General features: G+C 72.7%; 15 protein-coding genes and 2 tRNA genes. 15 read left to right on the plus strand and 2 right to left on the minus strand.

All coding sequences use genetic code 11. The features are described 5' to 3' along the window. Positions 1-29: 29 nt before the first annotated feature. The 12 genes from gyrA to OCU29_RS16410 all read left to right on the plus strand — a co-directional run bounded on the left by gyrA (position 30) and on the right by OCU29_RS16410 (position 12,972). The gene (gene gyrA, locus OCU29_RS16355) at positions 30-2,798 is read left to right on the plus strand and encodes a DNA gyrase subunit A (protein WP_261820752.1); all 2,769 of its coding nucleotides are present in this window, start codon (positions 30-32) and stop codon (positions 2,796-2,798) included. Next, a complete protein-coding gene (locus OCU29_RS16360) occupies positions 2,798-3,490 on the plus strand; it encodes a DUF3566 domain-containing protein (RefSeq protein ID WP_261820753.1) in 693 nt (230 codons plus the stop codon). Before gyrA ends, OCU29_RS16360 begins: the two co-directional genes overlap by 1 nt. 117 nt (positions 3,491-3,607) lie before the next feature. Continuing rightward, positions 3,608-3,684 (plus strand) — tRNA-Ile (locus tag OCU29_RS16365). 52 nt (positions 3,685-3,736) lie between these two features. Then, on the plus strand, positions 3,737-3,862 hold the full coding sequence (locus OCU29_RS16370; RefSeq protein ID WP_258017152.1) for a DLW-39 family protein: 126 nt from the start codon (positions 3,737-3,739) through the stop codon (positions 3,860-3,862). Positions 3,863-3,910: 48 nt separating this feature from the next. Further along, a tRNA-Ala gene (locus OCU29_RS16375) sits at positions 3,911-3,983 on the plus strand. Between the two features lie 96 nt (positions 3,984-4,079). Beyond that, positions 4,080-5,540 carry a plasmid pRiA4b ORF-3 family protein gene (locus tag OCU29_RS16380; protein WP_261820754.1) on the plus strand — a complete coding sequence of 487 codons (1,461 nt, stop codon included), beginning with the start codon at positions 4,080-4,082 and terminating at the stop codon, positions 5,538-5,540. Positions 5,541-5,750: 210 nt separating this feature from the next. Then, the gene (locus tag OCU29_RS16385; RefSeq protein WP_261820755.1) at positions 5,751-8,789 is read left to right on the plus strand and encodes an amidase family protein; all 3,039 of its coding nucleotides are present in this window, start codon (positions 5,751-5,753) and stop codon (positions 8,787-8,789) included. Positions 8,790-8,922: 133 nt separating this feature from the next. Further along, positions 8,923-9,828 (plus strand): hypothetical protein, encoded by a 906-nt coding sequence (locus OCU29_RS16390; RefSeq protein WP_261820756.1) that lies wholly within the window; start codon positions 8,923-8,925, stop codon positions 9,826-9,828. A 74-nt stretch (positions 9,829-9,902) separates the two neighbouring features. Next, complete coding sequence (locus OCU29_RS16395) at positions 9,903-10,697, plus strand: SURF1 family protein (protein ID WP_261820757.1); 795 nt, start codon at positions 9,903-9,905, stop codon at positions 10,695-10,697. Then, entirely contained in the window at positions 10,694-11,083 is a 390-nt protein-coding gene (locus OCU29_RS16400) for a DUF3817 domain-containing protein (protein WP_218876248.1), read from the plus strand. Before OCU29_RS16395 ends, OCU29_RS16400 begins: the two co-directional genes overlap by 4 nt. Positions 11,084-11,102: 19 nt before the next feature. After that, a complete protein-coding gene (locus OCU29_RS16405) occupies positions 11,103-11,945 on the plus strand; it encodes a patatin-like phospholipase family protein (RefSeq protein ID WP_261820758.1) in 843 nt (280 codons plus the stop codon). A 7-nt stretch (positions 11,946-11,952) separates the two neighbouring features. Further along, the gene (locus OCU29_RS16410; protein ID WP_261820759.1) at positions 11,953-12,972 is read left to right on the plus strand and encodes a 1-acyl-sn-glycerol-3-phosphate acyltransferase; all 1,020 of its coding nucleotides are present in this window, start codon (positions 11,953-11,955) and stop codon (positions 12,970-12,972) included. Positions 12,973-12,988: 16 nt separating this feature from the next. On the opposite strand, the gene OCU29_RS16415 is transcribed toward OCU29_RS16410, so the two are convergent. Beyond that, on the minus strand, positions 12,989-13,798 hold the full coding sequence (locus OCU29_RS16415; RefSeq protein ID WP_261820760.1) for a hypothetical protein: 810 nt from the start codon (positions 13,796-13,798) through the stop codon (positions 12,989-12,991). A gap of 185 nt (positions 13,799-13,983) precedes the next feature. Between OCU29_RS16415 and OCU29_RS16420 the strand changes: the two genes are divergently transcribed. Together OCU29_RS16420 and OCU29_RS16425 are read left to right on the plus strand one after the other, a co-directional pair. Beyond that, entirely contained in the window at positions 13,984-14,496 is a 513-nt protein-coding gene (locus tag OCU29_RS16420; RefSeq protein WP_179614854.1) for a peptidylprolyl isomerase, read from the plus strand. 44 nt (positions 14,497-14,540) lie between these two features. After that, positions 14,541-15,473, plus strand: coding sequence for a rhomboid family intramembrane serine protease (locus OCU29_RS16425; RefSeq protein WP_261820761.1), 933 nt, complete (start codon positions 14,541-14,543; stop codon positions 15,471-15,473). A 365-nt stretch (positions 15,474-15,838) separates the two neighbouring features. Here the strand turns inward: OCU29_RS16425 and OCU29_RS16430 are convergent, their stop codons facing one another. After that, positions 15,839-16,297 carry a cell division protein CrgA gene (locus tag OCU29_RS16430; protein WP_179614855.1) on the minus strand — a complete coding sequence of 153 codons (459 nt, stop codon included), beginning with the start codon at positions 16,295-16,297 and terminating at the stop codon, positions 15,839-15,841. Positions 16,298-16,393: 96 nt separating this feature from the next. Here OCU29_RS16430 and OCU29_RS16435 point away from each other — a divergent pair, with 96 nt between their 5' ends. Then, positions 16,394-17,218: a DUF881 domain-containing protein gene (locus tag OCU29_RS16435; protein WP_261820762.1), complete on the plus strand. Its 825-nt coding sequence runs from the start codon at positions 16,394-16,396 to the stop codon at positions 17,216-17,218. Positions 17,219-17,220: the final 2 nt, after the last annotated feature.

Raw genomic sequence — 17,220 nt, forward strand, 5'->3', positions numbered from 1 at the left:
CGTAGAAGCGACGAGAGAGACACAGACACGTGACTGAGACCCCCACCGACGGCGGCGGCACCGGCGGACGCATCGAGCCGGTCGAGCTGCAGACCTCCATGCAGCGCGCCTACATCGACTACGCGATGGCCGTCATCGTCGGCCGCGCCCTGCCCGACGTGCGCGACGGGCTCAAGCCGGTGCACCGCCGGGTGCTCTACGCGATGTTCGACGGCGGCTACCGCCCCGACCGCGGCTTCTCCAAGTGCAGCCGCGTGGTGGGTGACGTCATGGGTCAGTACCACCCGCACGGCGACACCGCGATCTACGACACCCTGGTGCGCCTGGCGCAGCCGTGGGTGATGCGGGCGCCGCTGGTCAACGGCCAGGGCAACTTCGGCTCGCCCGGCAACGACTCGGCCGCGGCGATGCGGTACACCGAGTGCCGGATGGCCCCGCTCGCGCTCGAGATGGTGCGCGACATCGAGCAGGACACCGTCGACTTCCAGCCCAACTACGACGGCCGCTCCTCCGAGCCGGTCGTGCTGCCCTCGCGCTTCCCCAACCTGCTGGTCAACGGATCCGCGGGCATCGCGGTCGGCATGGCCACCAACATCCCCCCGCACAACCTGCGCGAGGTCGCCTCCGGCGCCCGCTGGGCCCTGGAGCACCCCGACGCGACCAAGGAGGAGCTGCTCGACGCGCTCCTCGAGCGGGTCAAGGGCCCCGACTTCCCCAACGGCGCCACGATCGTGGGCCGCGAGGGCATCGAGCAGGCCTACCGCACCGGTCGCGGCTCGATCACCCAGCGCGCGGTCATCGAGGTCGACGAGGACAGCAAGGGCCGCACCTGCCTGGTCATCACCGAGCTGCCCTACATGGTCAACCCCGACAACCTGGCGCTCAAGATCGCCGAGCTCGCCGACTCGGGCAAGGTGCAGGGCATCTCCGACGTGCGCGACGACACCTCCGACCGCACCGGCCAGCGGCTGGTCGTGGTGCTGCGCCGCGACGCGGTCGCGCGGGTGGTGCTCAACAACCTGCTCAAGCACACCGAGCTGCAGACCAACTTCAGCGCCAACATGCTCGCCCTGGTCGACGGGGTGCCGCGCACGCTGTCGATCGACGCCTTCATCTCCAACTGGGTCGCCCACCAGGTCGACGTCATCCAGCGCCGCACCCGCTTCCGCCTGGCCGAGGCCGAGCGCAACGCCCACATCTACCGCGGCCTGGTCAAGGCGCTCGACGCCCTCGACGAGGTCATCGCGCTGATCCGCCGCTCCCCCGACGCCGACGAGGCCCGCACCGGCCTGATCGAGCTGCTCGACATCGACGACGTGCAGGCCGAGGCCATCCTGGCGATGCAGCTGCGGCGCCTCGCGGCGCTGGAGCGCCAGAAGATCATGGACCGCCTGGCCGAGCTCGAGCTGATCATCGCCGACCTCGAGGACATCCTGGCCAACGAGACCCGGCAGCGCCAGATCATCTCCGACGAGCTCGAGGAGATCGAGGAGAAGTACGGCGACGACCGCCGCTCCCAGATCATCGCCGCCGACGGCGACCTCTCGATGGAGGACCTGATCCCCGACGAGGAGCTCGTCGTCTCCATCACCCGCGGTGGCTACGCCAAGCGCACCCTGCGCCACCAGTACCGCCTGCAGAAGCGCGGCGGCAAGGGCGTGCGCGGCGCGACGCTGCGCGGCGACGACGTCGTCGAGCACTTCATCGCCACCACCAACCACCACTGGCTGCTCTTCTTCACCACGGCCGGCCGGGTCTACCGCACCAAGGCCTACAACCTGCCCGAGGCCTCGCGCGACGCCAAGGGCGGCCACGTGGCCGGGCTGCTGTCCTTCCAGCCCGACGAGTCGATCGCGCAGGTGCTGGCGATCCGCGACTACGAGCAGGCGCCGTACCTGGTGCTCGGCACCCGCAGCGGCCTGGTCAAGAAGACCCGCCTGGGCGACTACAACTCCCCGCGCCAGGCCGGCGTCATCGCGATCAACTTCCGCGAGGACGACGACGAGCTGATCGGCGCCGAGCTGGTGGGCCCCGACGACGACATCCTGCTGGTCTCGCGCAAGGGCCAGGCGGTGCGCTTCCGCGCCGACGACGCCCAGCTGCGCCCGATGGGCCGCGCCACCTCGGGCGTCTCGGGCATGAAGTTCCGCGAGGGCGACTCGCTGCTGTCGATGTCGGTGATCCGGGCCTCCCAGGTCGCCGCCGAGGTCGCCGCGGGGCTCAGCGAGACCAACGAGGACACCCCCGACGTCGACCCGGCCTCGGCCGGGCTCGTCGAGCCGGTGGAGCCCGCGGAGGTCAAGGCGCAGTACGTCTTCACCATCACCGACGGCGGCTACGCCAAGCGCACCCGCATCAACGACTACCGCCTCACCAACCGCGGCGGGCTCGGGGTCAAGGCGATGGGCCTGGCCAACGAGGACCGCGGCGGCCTGGTCGGCGCGTTCATCGTCGAGGAGGGCGACGAGGTCCTCTCGATCACCGCCTCCGGCCAGGTCGTGCGCAGCCCCGTCAACGCGGAGTTCCGGCCCACCGGCCGTTCGGCGATGGGCGTGAAGTTCGTGACGCCCAAGAAGAATGACTCCGTGGCCGTCGTGGCCCGCTCGGTCGAGGCCAAGGTGGACGCCGAGGACGGTCTCGACGAGGGTGTCGAGGACGGGTCCGTCGAGGGCACCGCGCAGCTCGAGAACGAGGCCGGCTCGGCCTCGGGTGCAACAATCGGTGCCGACGACGCGTCCGAGACGGTGGAGCAGAGCCGCGAGGGCGGGCCTGCCGACGACACCGAGGGTGAGAGCTGATGACCGAGCGTTCGACCGAGCCCCGCTCGACCTCCGGGTCGAGGCCCGCCGCGAAGCCCGGCTCCAAGCCGCCGGCGAAGCCGGCGGGCAGACCGGCGGGCAAGCCGGCCGGCTCCCCGGCCAGCGCCCAGTCCGGCAAGCCGGCGGGAGCGGGCGGCTCGTCCGACGACACCGCGGTGCGCCCGCCCCTCACCGAGCGTCTCCAGGGCCGGGTCACCCGTGCGGCCGAGGAGCACAAGGCCAACCGCGAGGCGAAGAAGCAGGCCGCGAGCGCGGGGTCGACGGCGCCGGCACCGACGTCCGGCAAGGGTCCCTCACGCGGGCCTCGCCGGGCCCGGCTGCGCCTCACGCGCATCGACCCGTGGTCGGTGATGAAGACGGCGTTCCTGCTCTCGGTGGCCTTCGGCATCGTCACGGTCGTCTCCGTGCTGATGGTCTGGACGGTCCTCGACGGGGCGGGGGTGTGGGAGTCGATCAACCGCACCGTCACCGACGTGGTGGGCCAGGAGAGCGCGTCCGACTTCGACGTCGAGAACTACATCGGCACCTCGCGCGTCATCGGCTTCACGATGCTGATCGCGGCCGTCGACGTGGTGCTGCTGACCGCGATCGCGACCCTCGGGGCGTTCCTCTACAACATGGCCGCCGCCCTCCTGGGCGGCATCGAGGTCACGCTGGCCGAGGACAACTGAGGCCCGACGACCTCGGCGGCACCGCGTTTTGTCCACGCGCGAGCGCGTCGGGTAGTCTCCCCTCTCGGTCGTCCGGGTCGCTGACTCGCGCCGACCCCGCCGGTTCGCGCCGGTGTGGGGCCTATAGCTCAGACGGTTAGAGCGCTTCCCTGATAAGGAAGAGGTCACAGGTTCAAGTCCTGTTAGGCCCACCACCCCTCCAGCTCCACCCACCAGCGTGATCCGATCCGTGCCGGGAGGCCAGCCGTGAAGAAGATCCTGATGCTCCTGCTCGCTGCCGGTGGCGCCCTCGCGGCGAAGAAGAAGTACGACGAGTCGCAGGCCGAGCAGGCCCTGTGGGCCGAGGCCACGGACCCGGTCGCCAAGAGCTGACCACCGGGCCGGACGACGCCCGGGCCGTGCGGTCCGAAGTCGTCACCGGGGGCCTTGGCGCAATTGGTAGCGCACCTGCTTTGCAAGCAGGGGGTTAGGGGTTCGAGTCCCCTAGGCTCCACCGAGACCGAGCGCCGCTCGACCGGCACCCGCACCGTGCCATCGGCGCCGCAGCGACGCGAGAGATCGTCGACACCACGGTGATTGACTGTGCGTCATGGACGAACCGACCGACATCCAGCACCTGGTGAAGCAGCTGGTGGACGGTGCCAGTCCCGAGGAGAGCACAGCACTGCTCGAAGCGCTGATGAGCGGGCAGGTCACGAGCATCCTCGAGAGGCTGCAGCGCGAGGAAGCACCGACCCTGCTCCCTGTCCCGGACCGGGTGCTCGGGTTCCGGGTGCGGCTGGACCTGCACGGCGCGAAGCCGCCCATGTGGAGGCGGCTCGAGCTCCCCGGTGACCTCACCCTGCCGAGGCTGCACGACGTCATCCAGGCCGCGATGGGGTGGACCGACAGCCACCTGCACCGGTTCCGCACCGGCAGGGACCACCGCTCGCCGTACCTCGTGACGAGCTTCGACCTCGACGAGGGGGACGAGGGGATGCTCGAGGACGACGTGCGGCTCGACCAGCTCGTCGCAGAGAAGGGCGACGCGCTCTGGTACGAGTACGACTTCGGGGACGGCTGGGACCACCGGATGGTCGTCGAGCAGGTGCTGGACGACGCGCCCTCGACGACCCGCTGCACCGCAGGGCGGTCGGCGTGCCCGCCCGAGGACTGCGGTGGCATGGGCGGCTACGAGCAGCTGGCCACGTGGGTTCGGAGCGGGTATGACGACGCGTGCCTGCCCGCCGGCTTCGACGACGCCTCGCACGCTCGCTCCTGGTTGCCTCTCGACTGGCACCCCGACCACTTCGACGTCGACGAGGTGAACGCAGGCCTGCTCGTCGCGCTCGCCGAGCCCGTCGCGGTCACGGGGGAGCTGGCCGAGCTGGCCGAGCGGCTCGACCATGTCGGCATCCGCCTGCTGCGGGAGGTGCTGGGTCGCCCCCTCGCGCACGGACCGACCGAGGTCACCGAGGCCGAGGCCGTCCGCCTGGTGCAGACCTACCGGACCTTCCTCGACATCGTCGGCGACGGCGTCAGGCTGACCGCGGCGGGCTACCTCCCGCCCGCCGTGGTGCAGCAGGTCGCCGAACGCACCGGGATCACGGACTGGTGGATCGGGAGGGCCAACCGGGAGGACCACACGTTCCCCGTCGCCGACATCCGCACCACCGCGCGCGCTCTCGGGCTGGTCAGCGTCCGCGACGGCCGGCTGAGCCCGACCCGCGCAGCGCTGCGGTGTGGCCACGATGCGCAAGCGCTGTGGCACCACGTCGTCGGACGACTGCCCCTGGGCTCCTCGGACGCAGAGCGCCACGCAGGCTGGATGGCTCTCGCCGTGGTCGGCAGCGGCGCACCGGCCCAGGAGTGGCGCAGCGAGATCAGCGACCTCCTCTTCGCCCTCGGGTGGCGCAGCGGACACGACCGGGTCTCGTCACCTCCTCCCGACAGCGCGACCCTCGACGTCCTCCTGCAGCTCGCGGGGGCCTCGCCCGTGGGCTGGCGGGAGATCAGGGGGGTCGACCTCGCCGTCGCGGCCACAGCAGCCGCGGTGACCCGGCGCCGCTGACCCGGCGCCGCGGACCCGGCGCCGCGGACCCGGCGCCAGCTCGTCCGTCGATACCAGACGCTGCGGTCCGCGGGTGGTCGTCTCACGCCGGAGCAGGGGTGATCCACCGCACATGTCGCGAAACGTGGCCGCAACCTGACGGGTGTCAGGCGGTAACTGAAGGTGGTTAGAAATCGTGGGCCCCATCACCCACGAAACGAGAAGCACTCCATGTCCTCTGCCTCCACGGCTCCCCGCCCCACCCGGTGGGCGGCCGGTCTCGCCGCCGCTGCGGTCGGCGCCGGTGTCCTCGCGGCCGCGCCCCCGGCGCTGTCCCAGACCAGTGTCGACACCGACAACGGCGCGACCATCGTCATCAACGATGCCCGCCGGCCCGGCCTCGACACCGGTTCGATCCGCAGCGTCTCGGGCTCCAAGCTCGAGGGCTTCGGCAACGTCTTCGTGCACGTCGACCCCGTCGACGGCGACGAGCCCCGGATGAACGACCAGATGGTGCGCGGCTACGGGCTCACCGCCTCCAGCGCCGGCTCCTATTACTCCACCCGGTCGGTGCGCCTGGGTGACGTGCTGATGACCCGACGGGTCGAGGTCTCCCCGGGGACCGGCACCACGAGCTTCTTCGACACCTTCACCAACACCGCGGCCGAGCCGGTCTCGATCGAGGTCTCCTTCGGCGGTTCGCTCGGCTCCGGTCTCACCTCGACCACGAGCCCCAACAAGGCGAGCGTCATCGACTCGAGCAGCGGCGACGACGTGGTCGACCCCACCGACACCTGGATCGCGGCCGCCACGCCCGGCGCCACCCGCCCGACGGGCGTCGTGGTGGGCTCGGGCGTCGACTCGCTGGCCGACCAGCAGTCCGACCCGTTCACCACGCCGTACGTCGCGACCGGCAGCCGGGCCAACGACCTCGGCTTCCTGCGCGAGCTGAGCATCGAGCCCGGCGAGACCGAGTCGCTCCTGCAGTACGCCGTCATCGGCGCGGTCTCCGACACCACCCAGGTCGCCCTCGACGCGGCCGCGCTGGCCGCCGCCCCCGACCTGTCGACGCTGAGCATCGACGAGATCTGCACCCTGCAGAACTGGGACCTGGCCACCTACGAGGCCGCCTGCGTGGGCGCGGAGCCGCTGCAGGTCCCCGCCGCCGACCCCCAGGTCGAGCACATGACCGACGTCGCCTACGACGTCACCGGCAAGACCATCGCCGACCTGCAGGCCGACATGGAGGCCGGGACCGTCACCTCGGTGCAGATCACCCAGGCCTACCTGGACCGCATCGAGGCCTACGACTCGGGCTCGTGGGGCTTCCACTCCTTCATCACGGTGGCCGACGACGCCGTCGAGCAGGCCCGCGAGGCCGACCGGGCCCGCGCCGCCGGCGCCACCGGCGACCTGCTCGGCGTGCCGATCGCGCTCAAGGACATCTACGACACCGAGGACATGCCCACCACCGGCGGCACGCTCGCGCTGGAGGACTGGGAGCCGGGCCGCGACGCCTGGCAGGTCGAGAAGCTGCGCGAGGCCGGGGCCGTGATGATCGGCAAGACCAACCTCTCCGAGTTCGCCAACTCGGGCTCGTGGAGCGACAGCGGCTTCATGCAGAGCTGGAACGCGCTCTACCCCTCGAAGACCTCCTTCGGCTCCAGCGGCGGCTCGGCCACCGCGGTCGGCGCCGACCTGGCCCCGGCCGCGATGGGCACCCAGACCGGTGTCTCGCTCTACGCGCCCTCCACCGGCGCCGGGCTGTCCACCTTCCGCGGCACCGACGGCCTGACCAGCACCAACGGCGTGATGCCGCTGACCTGGGCCACCGACTACGCCGGCGCGATGGCCAAGTCGGTCACCGACCTGGCCATCCTGCTCGACGCCACGGCCACCCAGGAGACCGGCAACAACCCCGAGGACCTGCTCACCTCGCGCGTCGACAACGACCTGCGCCCGGTGGAGTGGAAGTCGTCGCTGAGCGCCGACGCCCTCCAGGGCCGCACCATCGGCTACGTCCCCACGGCCTTCCAGTCCTCCTCCGTCGTCGACGACACGGCCGGACAGGTCGCGCTGGCCAAGGCGCGCGCCGCGATCGAGGCCGCGGGCGGCACCCTGGTGCCGCTGGCCGAGGGAGCGGCGACGTCGCCGTCGGCGCCGCCCAGCGCGGACTACCCGACCAGCGGCAACGCCGGTGCCGAGGGCTGGGAGCGCTACATCGCCGAGGAGCGCCCCGGCGTCTTCCCCTACACGACCAAGGAGCTGAAGGAGCACGAGGCGAACCTGCCCTACAACGTCTCCGGCAACTACACCGCGCAGCCGATGGACGACGCCAGCGTCGAGAACCTGCTGGCCCGTCGCGACGCCTACAAGACCAACGCCGCCGCCTGGATGGACACCGCCTTCGGTGACCAGCCGGTCGACGCCGTCATCTACCCCGGCTTCCTGAGCAGCATGGGCAACAACGACGCCTCCTCGGCGATCATGAGCGCCGACCGCGCCTCGGGCGTCATCACCCAGAGCGTCGGCCTGCCCACCGCCATCCTCCCCGTCGGCTCGAACGACGAGGGCCAGTCCAACAACATCCAGATCGTCGGTCGCGCGTGGCAGGACGCCGACGTCCTTGGGATGGGCTACGCCCTGGAGCAGAAGGCCGACGCCGCGGTGCAGACCGCCTTCGCTCCGGCGCTCGAGTGGAGCGGGCCGGCCGAGTCGGTGACCTCGCTGAGCCTCGACAGCACCGCGACGACGTACGGCGAGAGCGCCACGGCGACGGTCTCGGTGGCGGCCGACCCGGCCGCCACGGGCTCGGTCACGGTCGAGGTCGCCGAGACCTCGGTCAGCGGTGAGCTGGTCGACGGCAGCATCGAGCTCGAGCTGCCCTCCGACCTGCCGGTCGGCACGCACCTGGTGACCGCGACCTACGAGGGCTCGCCCACCGTGTCGCAGAGCGTGGCCACCTCGACCCTCAAGGTCACCAAGGCGGCCCCGTCGCTGAGCGTGGCGCTGACCAAGAAGGTCGTGAAGCTGGGGCAGCGCGCCAAGCTCAAGGTCCTCGTCGAGGGCGCGACCAGCCGCGCCACGGTCCTGGTCTACGACGGCGACGACGTGGTGAAGTCGACCACGGTCCGCAACGGCTCGAAGAAGGTGAACCTGCCCAAGCTCGGCCTGGGCCGGCACCGCCTGCGCGCCTACGTGGTCACCGGCGCCGACTACGAGGCGGCGTGGAGCCGCAAGGCCATCCTCCGGGTGGTCCGCAAGAAGTAGCAGCCCCGGCACCTGAGCCGGCACCTGCGGAGCGGCAGCGCCTCGGACCCTCGGGTCCGGGGCGCTGTCGGCTGCTCGGCCCGCATCGGGGGGAACGGCCGTGGGGGCGGGGTCGCGGTGGCAGAATCACCGGGTGCTCTCCCGTCTCCCGCTGCTGCTCGCCGCCGCCGTCGTGGGGCTCGCCGGGTGCAGCAGCCCGATCGAGCCGCCCGACGCCAACGAGCCGGCCGTGCCGCTGGCCACCGAGACGGCTGCCGACGAGCGGCCCCCGGCCGCCCGGGTGGTGCTCGACTACGTGCCCGTCGACGTGGCGCGGGTGACGGTCACCGACTACGACCAGGTGGCCCTCCAGCTCGGGCTGGGCGAGCTCTCCAGCGACCTCGACGCCGAGGAGCGCTCCGAGTTCTGGCGACGGGCCGAGACCGAGACGGTGCTGCTGGCCGACGGGCTGCTGCGCCCGGTGCAGGGCCGCCTGCAGCAGCAGTTCTCGATCGGCCAGGAGGACGTGCGCTGGGAGGCCCGGCTCTTCGACGCGGCCGGGCGCGAGGTCGGCTTCGTCCAGCAGTGGGCCGCGGTCGTCGACCCCGCCGTGCTGCGCCGCGCCACGGCCGCGGGCGTCGGTGCGCTGCGCGGGGCCACGGTGGTGGCCGAGGAGAGCCTGGTGCTCTCCGGGGTGGCCGCGCCGGTCGAGGAGCCGTGGGGCGGGGACCAGCTCGCCGCGCTCGTCGACGGCCCGGCCACCTCGACGTACCTCGAGCTCGGCTGCGTCGATGAGGCGGGTGCGGGCGACCTCGACGAGCTGGCGGCGTACACCCTGTCCTTCGGCAGCGTGCTGGCCACCGCGCGCCTGGGCGCCCCCCGCCGCGACCTCTTCGACCGCCTCGAGGCCGCCGCCGGCGACGAGGCCTTCGCCGAGGTGTTCTCCGGCGGTGCCGCCGACCCCTCCAGCGGACGGCTCGGCTACGAGATCGCCTCCCCGGCGCGCGCGGCCGCGATCACCCTGCGCCGCCAGCTGCCCTTCGCGGCGTGTGCCGACTGACGGGCGCGACTGACGGGCACCACTGAGGGGCGACTCACAGCCGGGCCCGCCCGGGTCCCGCCTATCCTGGAGCGGTGACTCCGGCCCTGTCGCCCCGCTACTGGGGCGCCCACCTGCTCGCGCTGGTGCTGGTGGCCGCGGCGGCCGGCCTGGGCTGGTGGCAGTACGCCGCCTACCAGGCCCAGCAGGAGGCCGAGGCGCGTGACCTGACCCGCGCCGACCCCGTCTCGCTGGCCGAGGTGATGGGCCCCGACGACCCGTTCCCCGCCCCGTCGGTGGGCCAGCCGGTCACCGTCGAGGGCACCTGGGTGCCCACCGGCACCGTCTACGTCGCCGGTCGGGAGCACCAGGGCACCGACGGCTTCTGGGTGCTGACGCCGCTGGCCGTCGGCGGCGCCGACGAGCCGGCCCTGCCGGTCGTGCGCGGCTGGGTCGCGAGCCCCGACGACGCGACCACCCCGCCCGAGGGCCCCGGCTCGGTCCAGGGCTGGCTGCAGCCCGCCGAGGGCACCGGAGCGGCCGACGACGACCGCACCGACGACGTGGTGCCCCAGGTGCGCACCGCCGACCTCATCCAGCACGTCGAGCAGGACCTCTACGGCGCCTACGCCGTCGTCGACCACGACGCACCGGTCAACGAGGCCCTCGTGGGCGCCGACGCGCTCGAGCCCGCCGACCTCGCCGCGCTGCCCCGGGCCGCGGGCTCCACCGGCCTGCGCAACCTGCTCTACGCGCTGGAGTGGGTGATCTTCGGCGGCTTCGCGGGCTTCGTGTGGTGGCGCTACGTGCGCGACCTCACCCGCGCCCCGGTCGTCGAGGCACCGAGCGAGCCGGACCCCGAGGACCGCCCGGTAGCGTCGACCACGTGAACGACGAGCTGCGCGCCCCGCTGCGGGCGTACCGGGTGATGGCCACGATCGTGGGCGTGCTGCTGGTGGTGCTGGTGCTCATCGGGCTGCCGCTGCACTACGGCTACCTGGTCTCGGACGCCGCCTGGCTGGCGCAGGACAGCGGCGCCGGCTGGCAGCTGGGCTCCGACATCTCCGCCTACCTCGGCGTGGCGCACGGCTGGCTCTACATGATCTTCCTGTTCTGCGCCTTCTGGCTCTCGCGCCGGGCCGAGTGGGAGATCGGGTTCACCGCCGTCACCCTGGCCTCCGGCACCGTGCCGCTGCTGAGCTTCTGGGCCGAGCACCGCGCGACCCGCCGGGTGCGGGCTCTCCAGGCCGCCGACGCGGCGCCCGCGCACCGCTGACGACGGACGGCACGAGCCGATGACCACCGCCTTCGTCCTCGGGGGCGGCGGCGCACTCGGTGCCGTCGAGGTCGGCATGGTCGCCGCCCTGCTCGAGCGCGACGTGCGCCCCGACCTGGTGCTCGGCACCTCCGTCGGCGCGATCAACGGTGCCTTCCTGGCCCAGGACCCCGGCCCCGGGGTCGTCGAGCGGCTCACCGGGCTGTGGCGCTCCGTGGCCGCCAACCGCCACGAGGTGTACGGCGACCGCCCGCTGCGCAGCGTGCGCCGCGCGGTCGCGACGGGCACCCACCTCTACTCCGCCCGGCCGCTGGCGACCCGGCTGCGCGAGGAGCTCGGCGACGTCGACTTCGCCGACCTCGCGGTGCCGCTGCAGGTGTGCGCGGCCAGCATCGAGCGGGCGGCCGAGCACTGGTTCGACAGCGGCCCGGTCGTCGAGGCGGTGGTGGCGAGCGCAGCGGTGCCGGGGCTGCTGCCCCCGGCCCAGGTGGGCGGGGAGCACTTCCTCGACGGCGGCATCGTCAACTCGGTGCCCGTCGCCCGCGCCCACCAGCTGGGCGCCACCCGCATCTACGTGCTCCAGGTCGGCCGGGTCGACCGGCCGCTCCAGCCGCCCCGCCGGCCCTGGGAGGTCGCCCGGGTCTCCTTCGAGGTGGCCCGCCGGCACCGGATGAACCGCGAGCTCGCCGAGCTGCCGCCCGAGGTGGAGGCGCACGTGCTGCCCGCGCGGGGCACCTCGGCGCGCGACGACTCGGTGCGGGCCGGCACCGACTTCCGTGACGTCGAGCGGCGCATCGAGCTGACCCGGGTCGCGAGCGGCGAGTACCTCGACGCCCTGGGCCGAGGCACGGGGCTGACATGATCACCGCGTGAGCATCCTGCGCCGGGCCGTGACGGCGCCGGTGGTGGTGCTCCTGACGGTGCTGGTCTGGGTCACGCTGCCGCTGTGGCTGATCGGCGCGGCGGCGCTGTCCCCCTTCGTCCCCGGGCACTGGCGGGCGCTGCGGCTGACCTGGCTGCTGGTCGTGGCGCTCACCGCCGAGACGCTGCTGCTGGCGGTCCTGCTGGGCACGTGGCTGGCCAGCGGCCTGGGCGCGCGGCTGCGCACGGCGTACTGGGAGGGCGTGCACTACGACCTGGTGCAGGGCACCATGTGGCTGCTCTTCAGCGAGGCCCGCCGGGTGCTGCACCTGAGCATCCTCACCGAGGGGCCGGCCCCCGACGCCCACCCCGGCGAGCCGCTCCTGGTCTGCTGCCGACATGCCGGCCCGGGCGACTCCTTCACGCTGGTGCACGCGCTGATGGACTGGTACGACCGCGAGCCGCGGGTGGTGCTCAAGGACACCCTGGCCTGGGACCCCGTCGTGGGCACGCTGCTGCGCCGGCTGCCCTCGCGGGCCATCAGCCCCGGCTCGGGGGAGGACCTCGAGGCCCAGATCGCGGCGCTGGCCTCCGACCTCGACCGCGACGACGCGTTCGTCATCTTCCCCGAGGGCGGCAACTTCACCCAGGAGCGCCGCGACCGCGCGATCGAGCGGCTCGACGGGCTGGGCCTGCACGCCATGGCCCGCCGCGCCGAGACGATGATCCACGTGCTCGCCCCGCGCCCGGGCGGCGTCCTCGCGGCGCTCGACGCCGCGCCCGAGGCCGACGTGGTGATGGTCGCCCACACCGGGCTCGACCACCTGCTCACCGTGCGCGACCTGTGGCGCGAGCTGCCGATGGACAAGCAGCTGGTGATGCGCTGGTGGCAGGTGCCGCGCGAGGAGATCCCCCGCGGGCGCGAGGAGCGGATCGAGTGGCTCTACGACTGGTGGCAGCGCATCGACGAGTGGGTCGAGCAGCACCGGCCGGAGGATCTCTCCCCCGGCCGGCGCGCCCGACGCTAGACGACCTGCAGGTCGATCAGCTGTTGTGCTTGTCGTCGTCGATCTCGACGACCTCGGCGGGCTCGTCGGGCGTGGTCACCTCGTGGGCGGACCCGGCGGCCTCGTCGGCGAGCGCCTCGTCGGGCGAGGAGCCGCCCGTGTCGTCGCTGGCCCCGGCCATGGGAGCCGCCGGGGTGGGGGCGGCGCCCGCACCGGCCGCCGTCGCGGCAGCGGCCGCACCGGTGCTGCTCGCGGGCGGGCTCGGCACGTAGGAGGACTGCCAGTTCTGCGACTCCTTGCCGCCCTGCAGCTTCTTGGCCACGACCCCGGCCACCGCGGCCAGGCCGCCGACCAGGACCAGCTTCTTGAGCTTGCCGCCCTTCTTCTTGGGCTTCTCGCCCTTCAGCTCCGCGACCTTGCCGGTGGCCCTGCCGCCCAGCTCTCCCGCGCGCGCCGCGGCGCGCTCGTTGAGGTCGGTGGCCTTGGCGCCGGCGTACGCCGCACCCGAGGCGACCAGCGGGGCCGCCTTGGCCTTGGCGTCGGCCAGCGCGGGGGCCGCCTTCTCGCGGGCCTCCTGGCCCAGCACCACGGCGCGGTCGCGGGCGTCCACGACGTACGGCGTGGCGCGGGTGCGGGCGTCGACCAGCGCCGGACCCGCCTTGGCACGGGCGTCGGCGATGGCCGGGCCCGCCTTCTCCTTGGCGTCGGCCACCAGGTGGCGCGCCTCGTCGCGGGCGGTGCTGACCGCCGACTCGACCTGGGGACGCACGGAGTCGACGACCTGCTCCACGTAGTCACCGGCCTGTTCGATGAGGGACTTCTTCTTGCGCAGACGCATCCGCGTCACTTCCTCTCCTCGGTTTGTGATCCATTCGACCACGACGGTCATGGACCCACCCTGGCACCCTGCGCCCCGCCCAGGGGTGCGAGGTCACCTGCAGGAGGGCCTTTTGCGCCTCCGTGCGAGGATCGTCCCGCACGCACCACGCGTCGTCGTACACCCAGAAGTACCCCCTCTCGCGAAAGGCAGTCATGGCGGACCCGCAGGCCATCCTCAAGACCAACCGGGGCGACATCGTCCTGAACCTCTTCCCGAACCACGCGCCCGAGACGGTCGCGAACTTCACGGGCCTCGCCACCGGCGAGAAGAAGTACGACGCCGGCAACGGCAAGACCGGCCCGTTCTACGACGGCCTGGGCTTCCACCGCGTCATCGCGGGCTTCATGATCCAGGGCGGCTGCCCGCTCGGCACCGGCACCGGCGGCCCCGGCTACACCTTCAAGGACGAGCCGCACCCCGAGCTGGTCTTCGACAAGCCCTACCTGCTCGCGATGGCCAACGCCGGCCCGGGCACCAACGGCTCGCAGTTCTTCATCACCCTGGGTGCCACGACGTGGCTCAACCACAAGCACACCATCTTCGGTGAGGTCGCCGACCAGGCCTCGCGCGACGTCGTCGACGCCATCGGCAGCACCCAGACGGCCGCGGGCGACCGCCCCGTCGAGCCCGTGGTCATGGAGTCCGTGGAGATCGTGGAGGCCTGAGGCACCCGCCTCACGCGCCCACCCCACGCACACCGCCTGATCTCGTGAGCCAGTCGCCCTCGCCCGAGCCGGGCCCTGGCGTCGGGGTGCCGGTCTGCTACCGGCACCCCGACCGCGAGACCTACATCCGCTGCCAGCGCTGCGACCGGCCGATCTGCCCGGACTGCATGCACGACGCCTCCGTGGGCTTCCAGTGCCCCGAGTGCATCGCGGCGGGCGCGCGCGAGACCCGCCAGAACCGCACGGCGTACGGCGGGCTGCGCCCGACCCACGCGAGCCGCACCTCGATCGCGCTCATCTCGCTCAACCTCGGCGTGTGGCTGGCGATCCTGCTCACCGGCGGCTCGGCCAGCCGGCTGGTCGACCTGCTGGCGCTGCGCACCAACGGCGTCTGCCTGACCTCCGACGGCGGCTTCGACGTGCCCCGCGCGGTCTGCGACGGTGCCGGCACCTGGCTGCCGGGCTTCGTCGACGGCGCCTTCTGGCAGGTCCTGAGCGCCGGCTTCACCCACGTGCAGCTGATGCACCTGGGCTTCAACATGCTTGCGCTCTACATCATCGGCCCGCAGCTCGAGGCCGTCCTGGGCCGGGCGCGCTTCCTCGCGCTCTACCTGCTCTCGCTGCTGGCCGGCTCGGTCGTCGTGCTCTGGGCCGCCGGCCAGTACGGCGCCACCGTGGGCGCCTCGGGCGCCATCTACGGTCTCTTCGCCGCCCTGCTGATCGTGGCGCGCAAGATCGGCGCCGACATGCGCCAGCTGCTGATCCTGGTCGGCATCAACGTCGTGATCACCTTCGCGGTGCCCAACATCTCGTGGCAGGGCCACCTCGGCGGCTTCCTCGGCGGCGCGGTCGTCGCCGCCCTGCTCGTGCACGCCCCCCGCGGCCCGCGCCGCTCGGCCTTCCAGCTCGTCGGGCTGGTGCTGGTCGCCCTGACCCTGGTCGCCGCCGCGGTCCTGCGCATCGCCGCCCTCTCCTGACCCGGCGCGAATCCCCCGCCGACCCGTCCCATATCTCGCGCTGAGCCGTCCTGGATCTCGCGCCGAGCCGGCGCGAACCCGCGCGCCCTGCTGCCGCGTCGGCGGCGTACGCCGGTCCGGGCCGGCTCGACGGGAGATGTGCGCCGGGTCAGCGCGGGATTTGAGCCGGGTCAGCGCGAAGTCTGGGCCGGGTGGGCGGTGGTTGTCCACAGGTGGATCCACAGGTGTGGAGAACTACACGCGTGTGATTCCTCCACAGCGTTGTCCCCAGATGTGCAGAACCGCCCGCCACCGGAGGGTGACGGGCGGTGCTGGTGCGGTGCCGTGTCGAACGCTGGGGCGGGCCCGCGCGGGGCCCGTTGAGATCACTCCCAGCGGGTGGCGAAGATGAAGCCGACGCCCATGAAGGCGATGCCGACGAAGAGGTTCGACTGCAGCAGGTCGTTGAAGACCGGGATCTGGTCGAGCTTGTCGTTGGCGAAGATGTAGTAGACGCAGATCCACACCAGGCCGATGAGGAAGCAGCCGAGCATGCCGGTGACCACGCCGCGGCCGCGGCCCATGGGGGTGCTGGGGTGCGCGGAGATCGCCAGGCCCAGGAAGAGCAGCCCGAAGCCGATCACGTAGTTCCAGCGCACCAGGTCGGCCATCCAGGCCGGGCTGCCCGGCTCGGCCTCGAAGTCGGTCGGGTCGGCGCGCACGCCGAAGTAGTAGTAGAGCACCCATGCGATGCCGGCGACGACCAGCAGCAGCGCGGCCACCGACCGGGGCGTCACGACCGGGCCACCCGGCTCGGCCAGCTCGTCCTTGACCTTCTGTCTCACGTCTACTCCTGCAGGTGGTGGGCCACGACGCGTCCTCGCAGCCTGCGGCCCCCGCGGGCTCGGTGCGCCCGTGGGTCGCGGGCTACCTTAGTGGTCATGACGACGGGTTCCCACGCGAGGCCGGACCCGGGGCCGGGTCCCCGGGGCTGGTGGGCCCGCGTGCGCGCTCGTGCGGGCGTCGTGGCCGGGGGGTCGCCCGACGCGCGCCGCCCCGGTGGCTGGCGGATCCTGACGCCCACGGTGGCGCTGCTCTGCGGCAGCCTCTTCACCGTCAGCGCCATCAGCTCCGACGGCACCGACCTGCGCCCCGGCATCACCGACCTGGTCAGCCTGGTCAGCTCGGAGGCCGAGCAGTACGAGCAGCTGCGCAGCCGCGTGGAGTCGCTGACCGAGGAGGTCAACGACCTGACCAGCAGCCTGGCCGACCGCGACGTCGCCCGCGTGCAGGGCCGCATCGCCGACTACGCCGACCCGGCCGGGCTGGTGCCCGTCGAGGGCGAGGGGATGACGGTCACGCTGACCGACAGCCCCCTGGGCAAGGACGACACCGACCAGCCCGAGCGGTTCCTGGTCGTGCACCAGCAGGACATCCAGGCCGTGGTCAACGCGATGTGGCGCGCCGGGGCCGAGGCGGTCACCATCCAGGGCCAGCGGCTGGTCTCCACGACCGGCATCAAGTGCGAGGGGCCCTCGGTGACCCTGCACGGCGTGCCCTACCCGCCGCCGTACGTCATCTCGGGCATCGGGGACCCCGACGAGCTGCGGGCCTCGATCGACGCCGACCGCTACCTCTCGCTCTACCGCCAGCAGGCCGAGCAGGACGACATCCTCATCGGCTGGGACGCCGAGGCGGACGAGAGCATCGAGGCGCCGGCCTACTCCGGCCTGCTCGACCTGTCGTACGCCGAGCCCATCACCTGACG

The organism is Nocardioides sp. OK12, from assembly GCF_024341885.1.
Classification (GTDB): domain Bacteria; phylum Actinomycetota; class Actinomycetes; order Propionibacteriales; family Nocardioidaceae; genus Nocardioides; species Nocardioides marinisabuli.

Coding starts and splice junctions, on each gene's coding strand:
- OCU29_RS16360 (WP_261820753.1), top strand. CDS start 2,798: ATGACCGAGCGTTCGACCGAGCCCCGCTCGACCTCCGGGTCGAGGCCC.
- OCU29_RS16380 (WP_261820754.1), top strand. CDS start 4,080: ATGGACGAACCGACCGACATCCAGCACCTGGTGAAGCAGCTGGTGGAC.
- OCU29_RS16385 (WP_261820755.1), top strand. CDS start 5,751: ATGTCCTCTGCCTCCACGGCTCCCCGCCCCACCCGGTGGGCGGCCGGT.
- OCU29_RS16405 (WP_261820758.1), top strand. CDS start 11,103: ATGACCACCGCCTTCGTCCTCGGGGGCGGCGGCGCACTCGGTGCCGTC.
- OCU29_RS16420 (WP_179614854.1), top strand. CDS start 13,984: ATGGCGGACCCGCAGGCCATCCTCAAGACCAACCGGGGCGACATCGTC.
- OCU29_RS16435 (WP_261820762.1), top strand. CDS start 16,394: ATGACGACGGGTTCCCACGCGAGGCCGGACCCGGGGCCGGGTCCCCGG.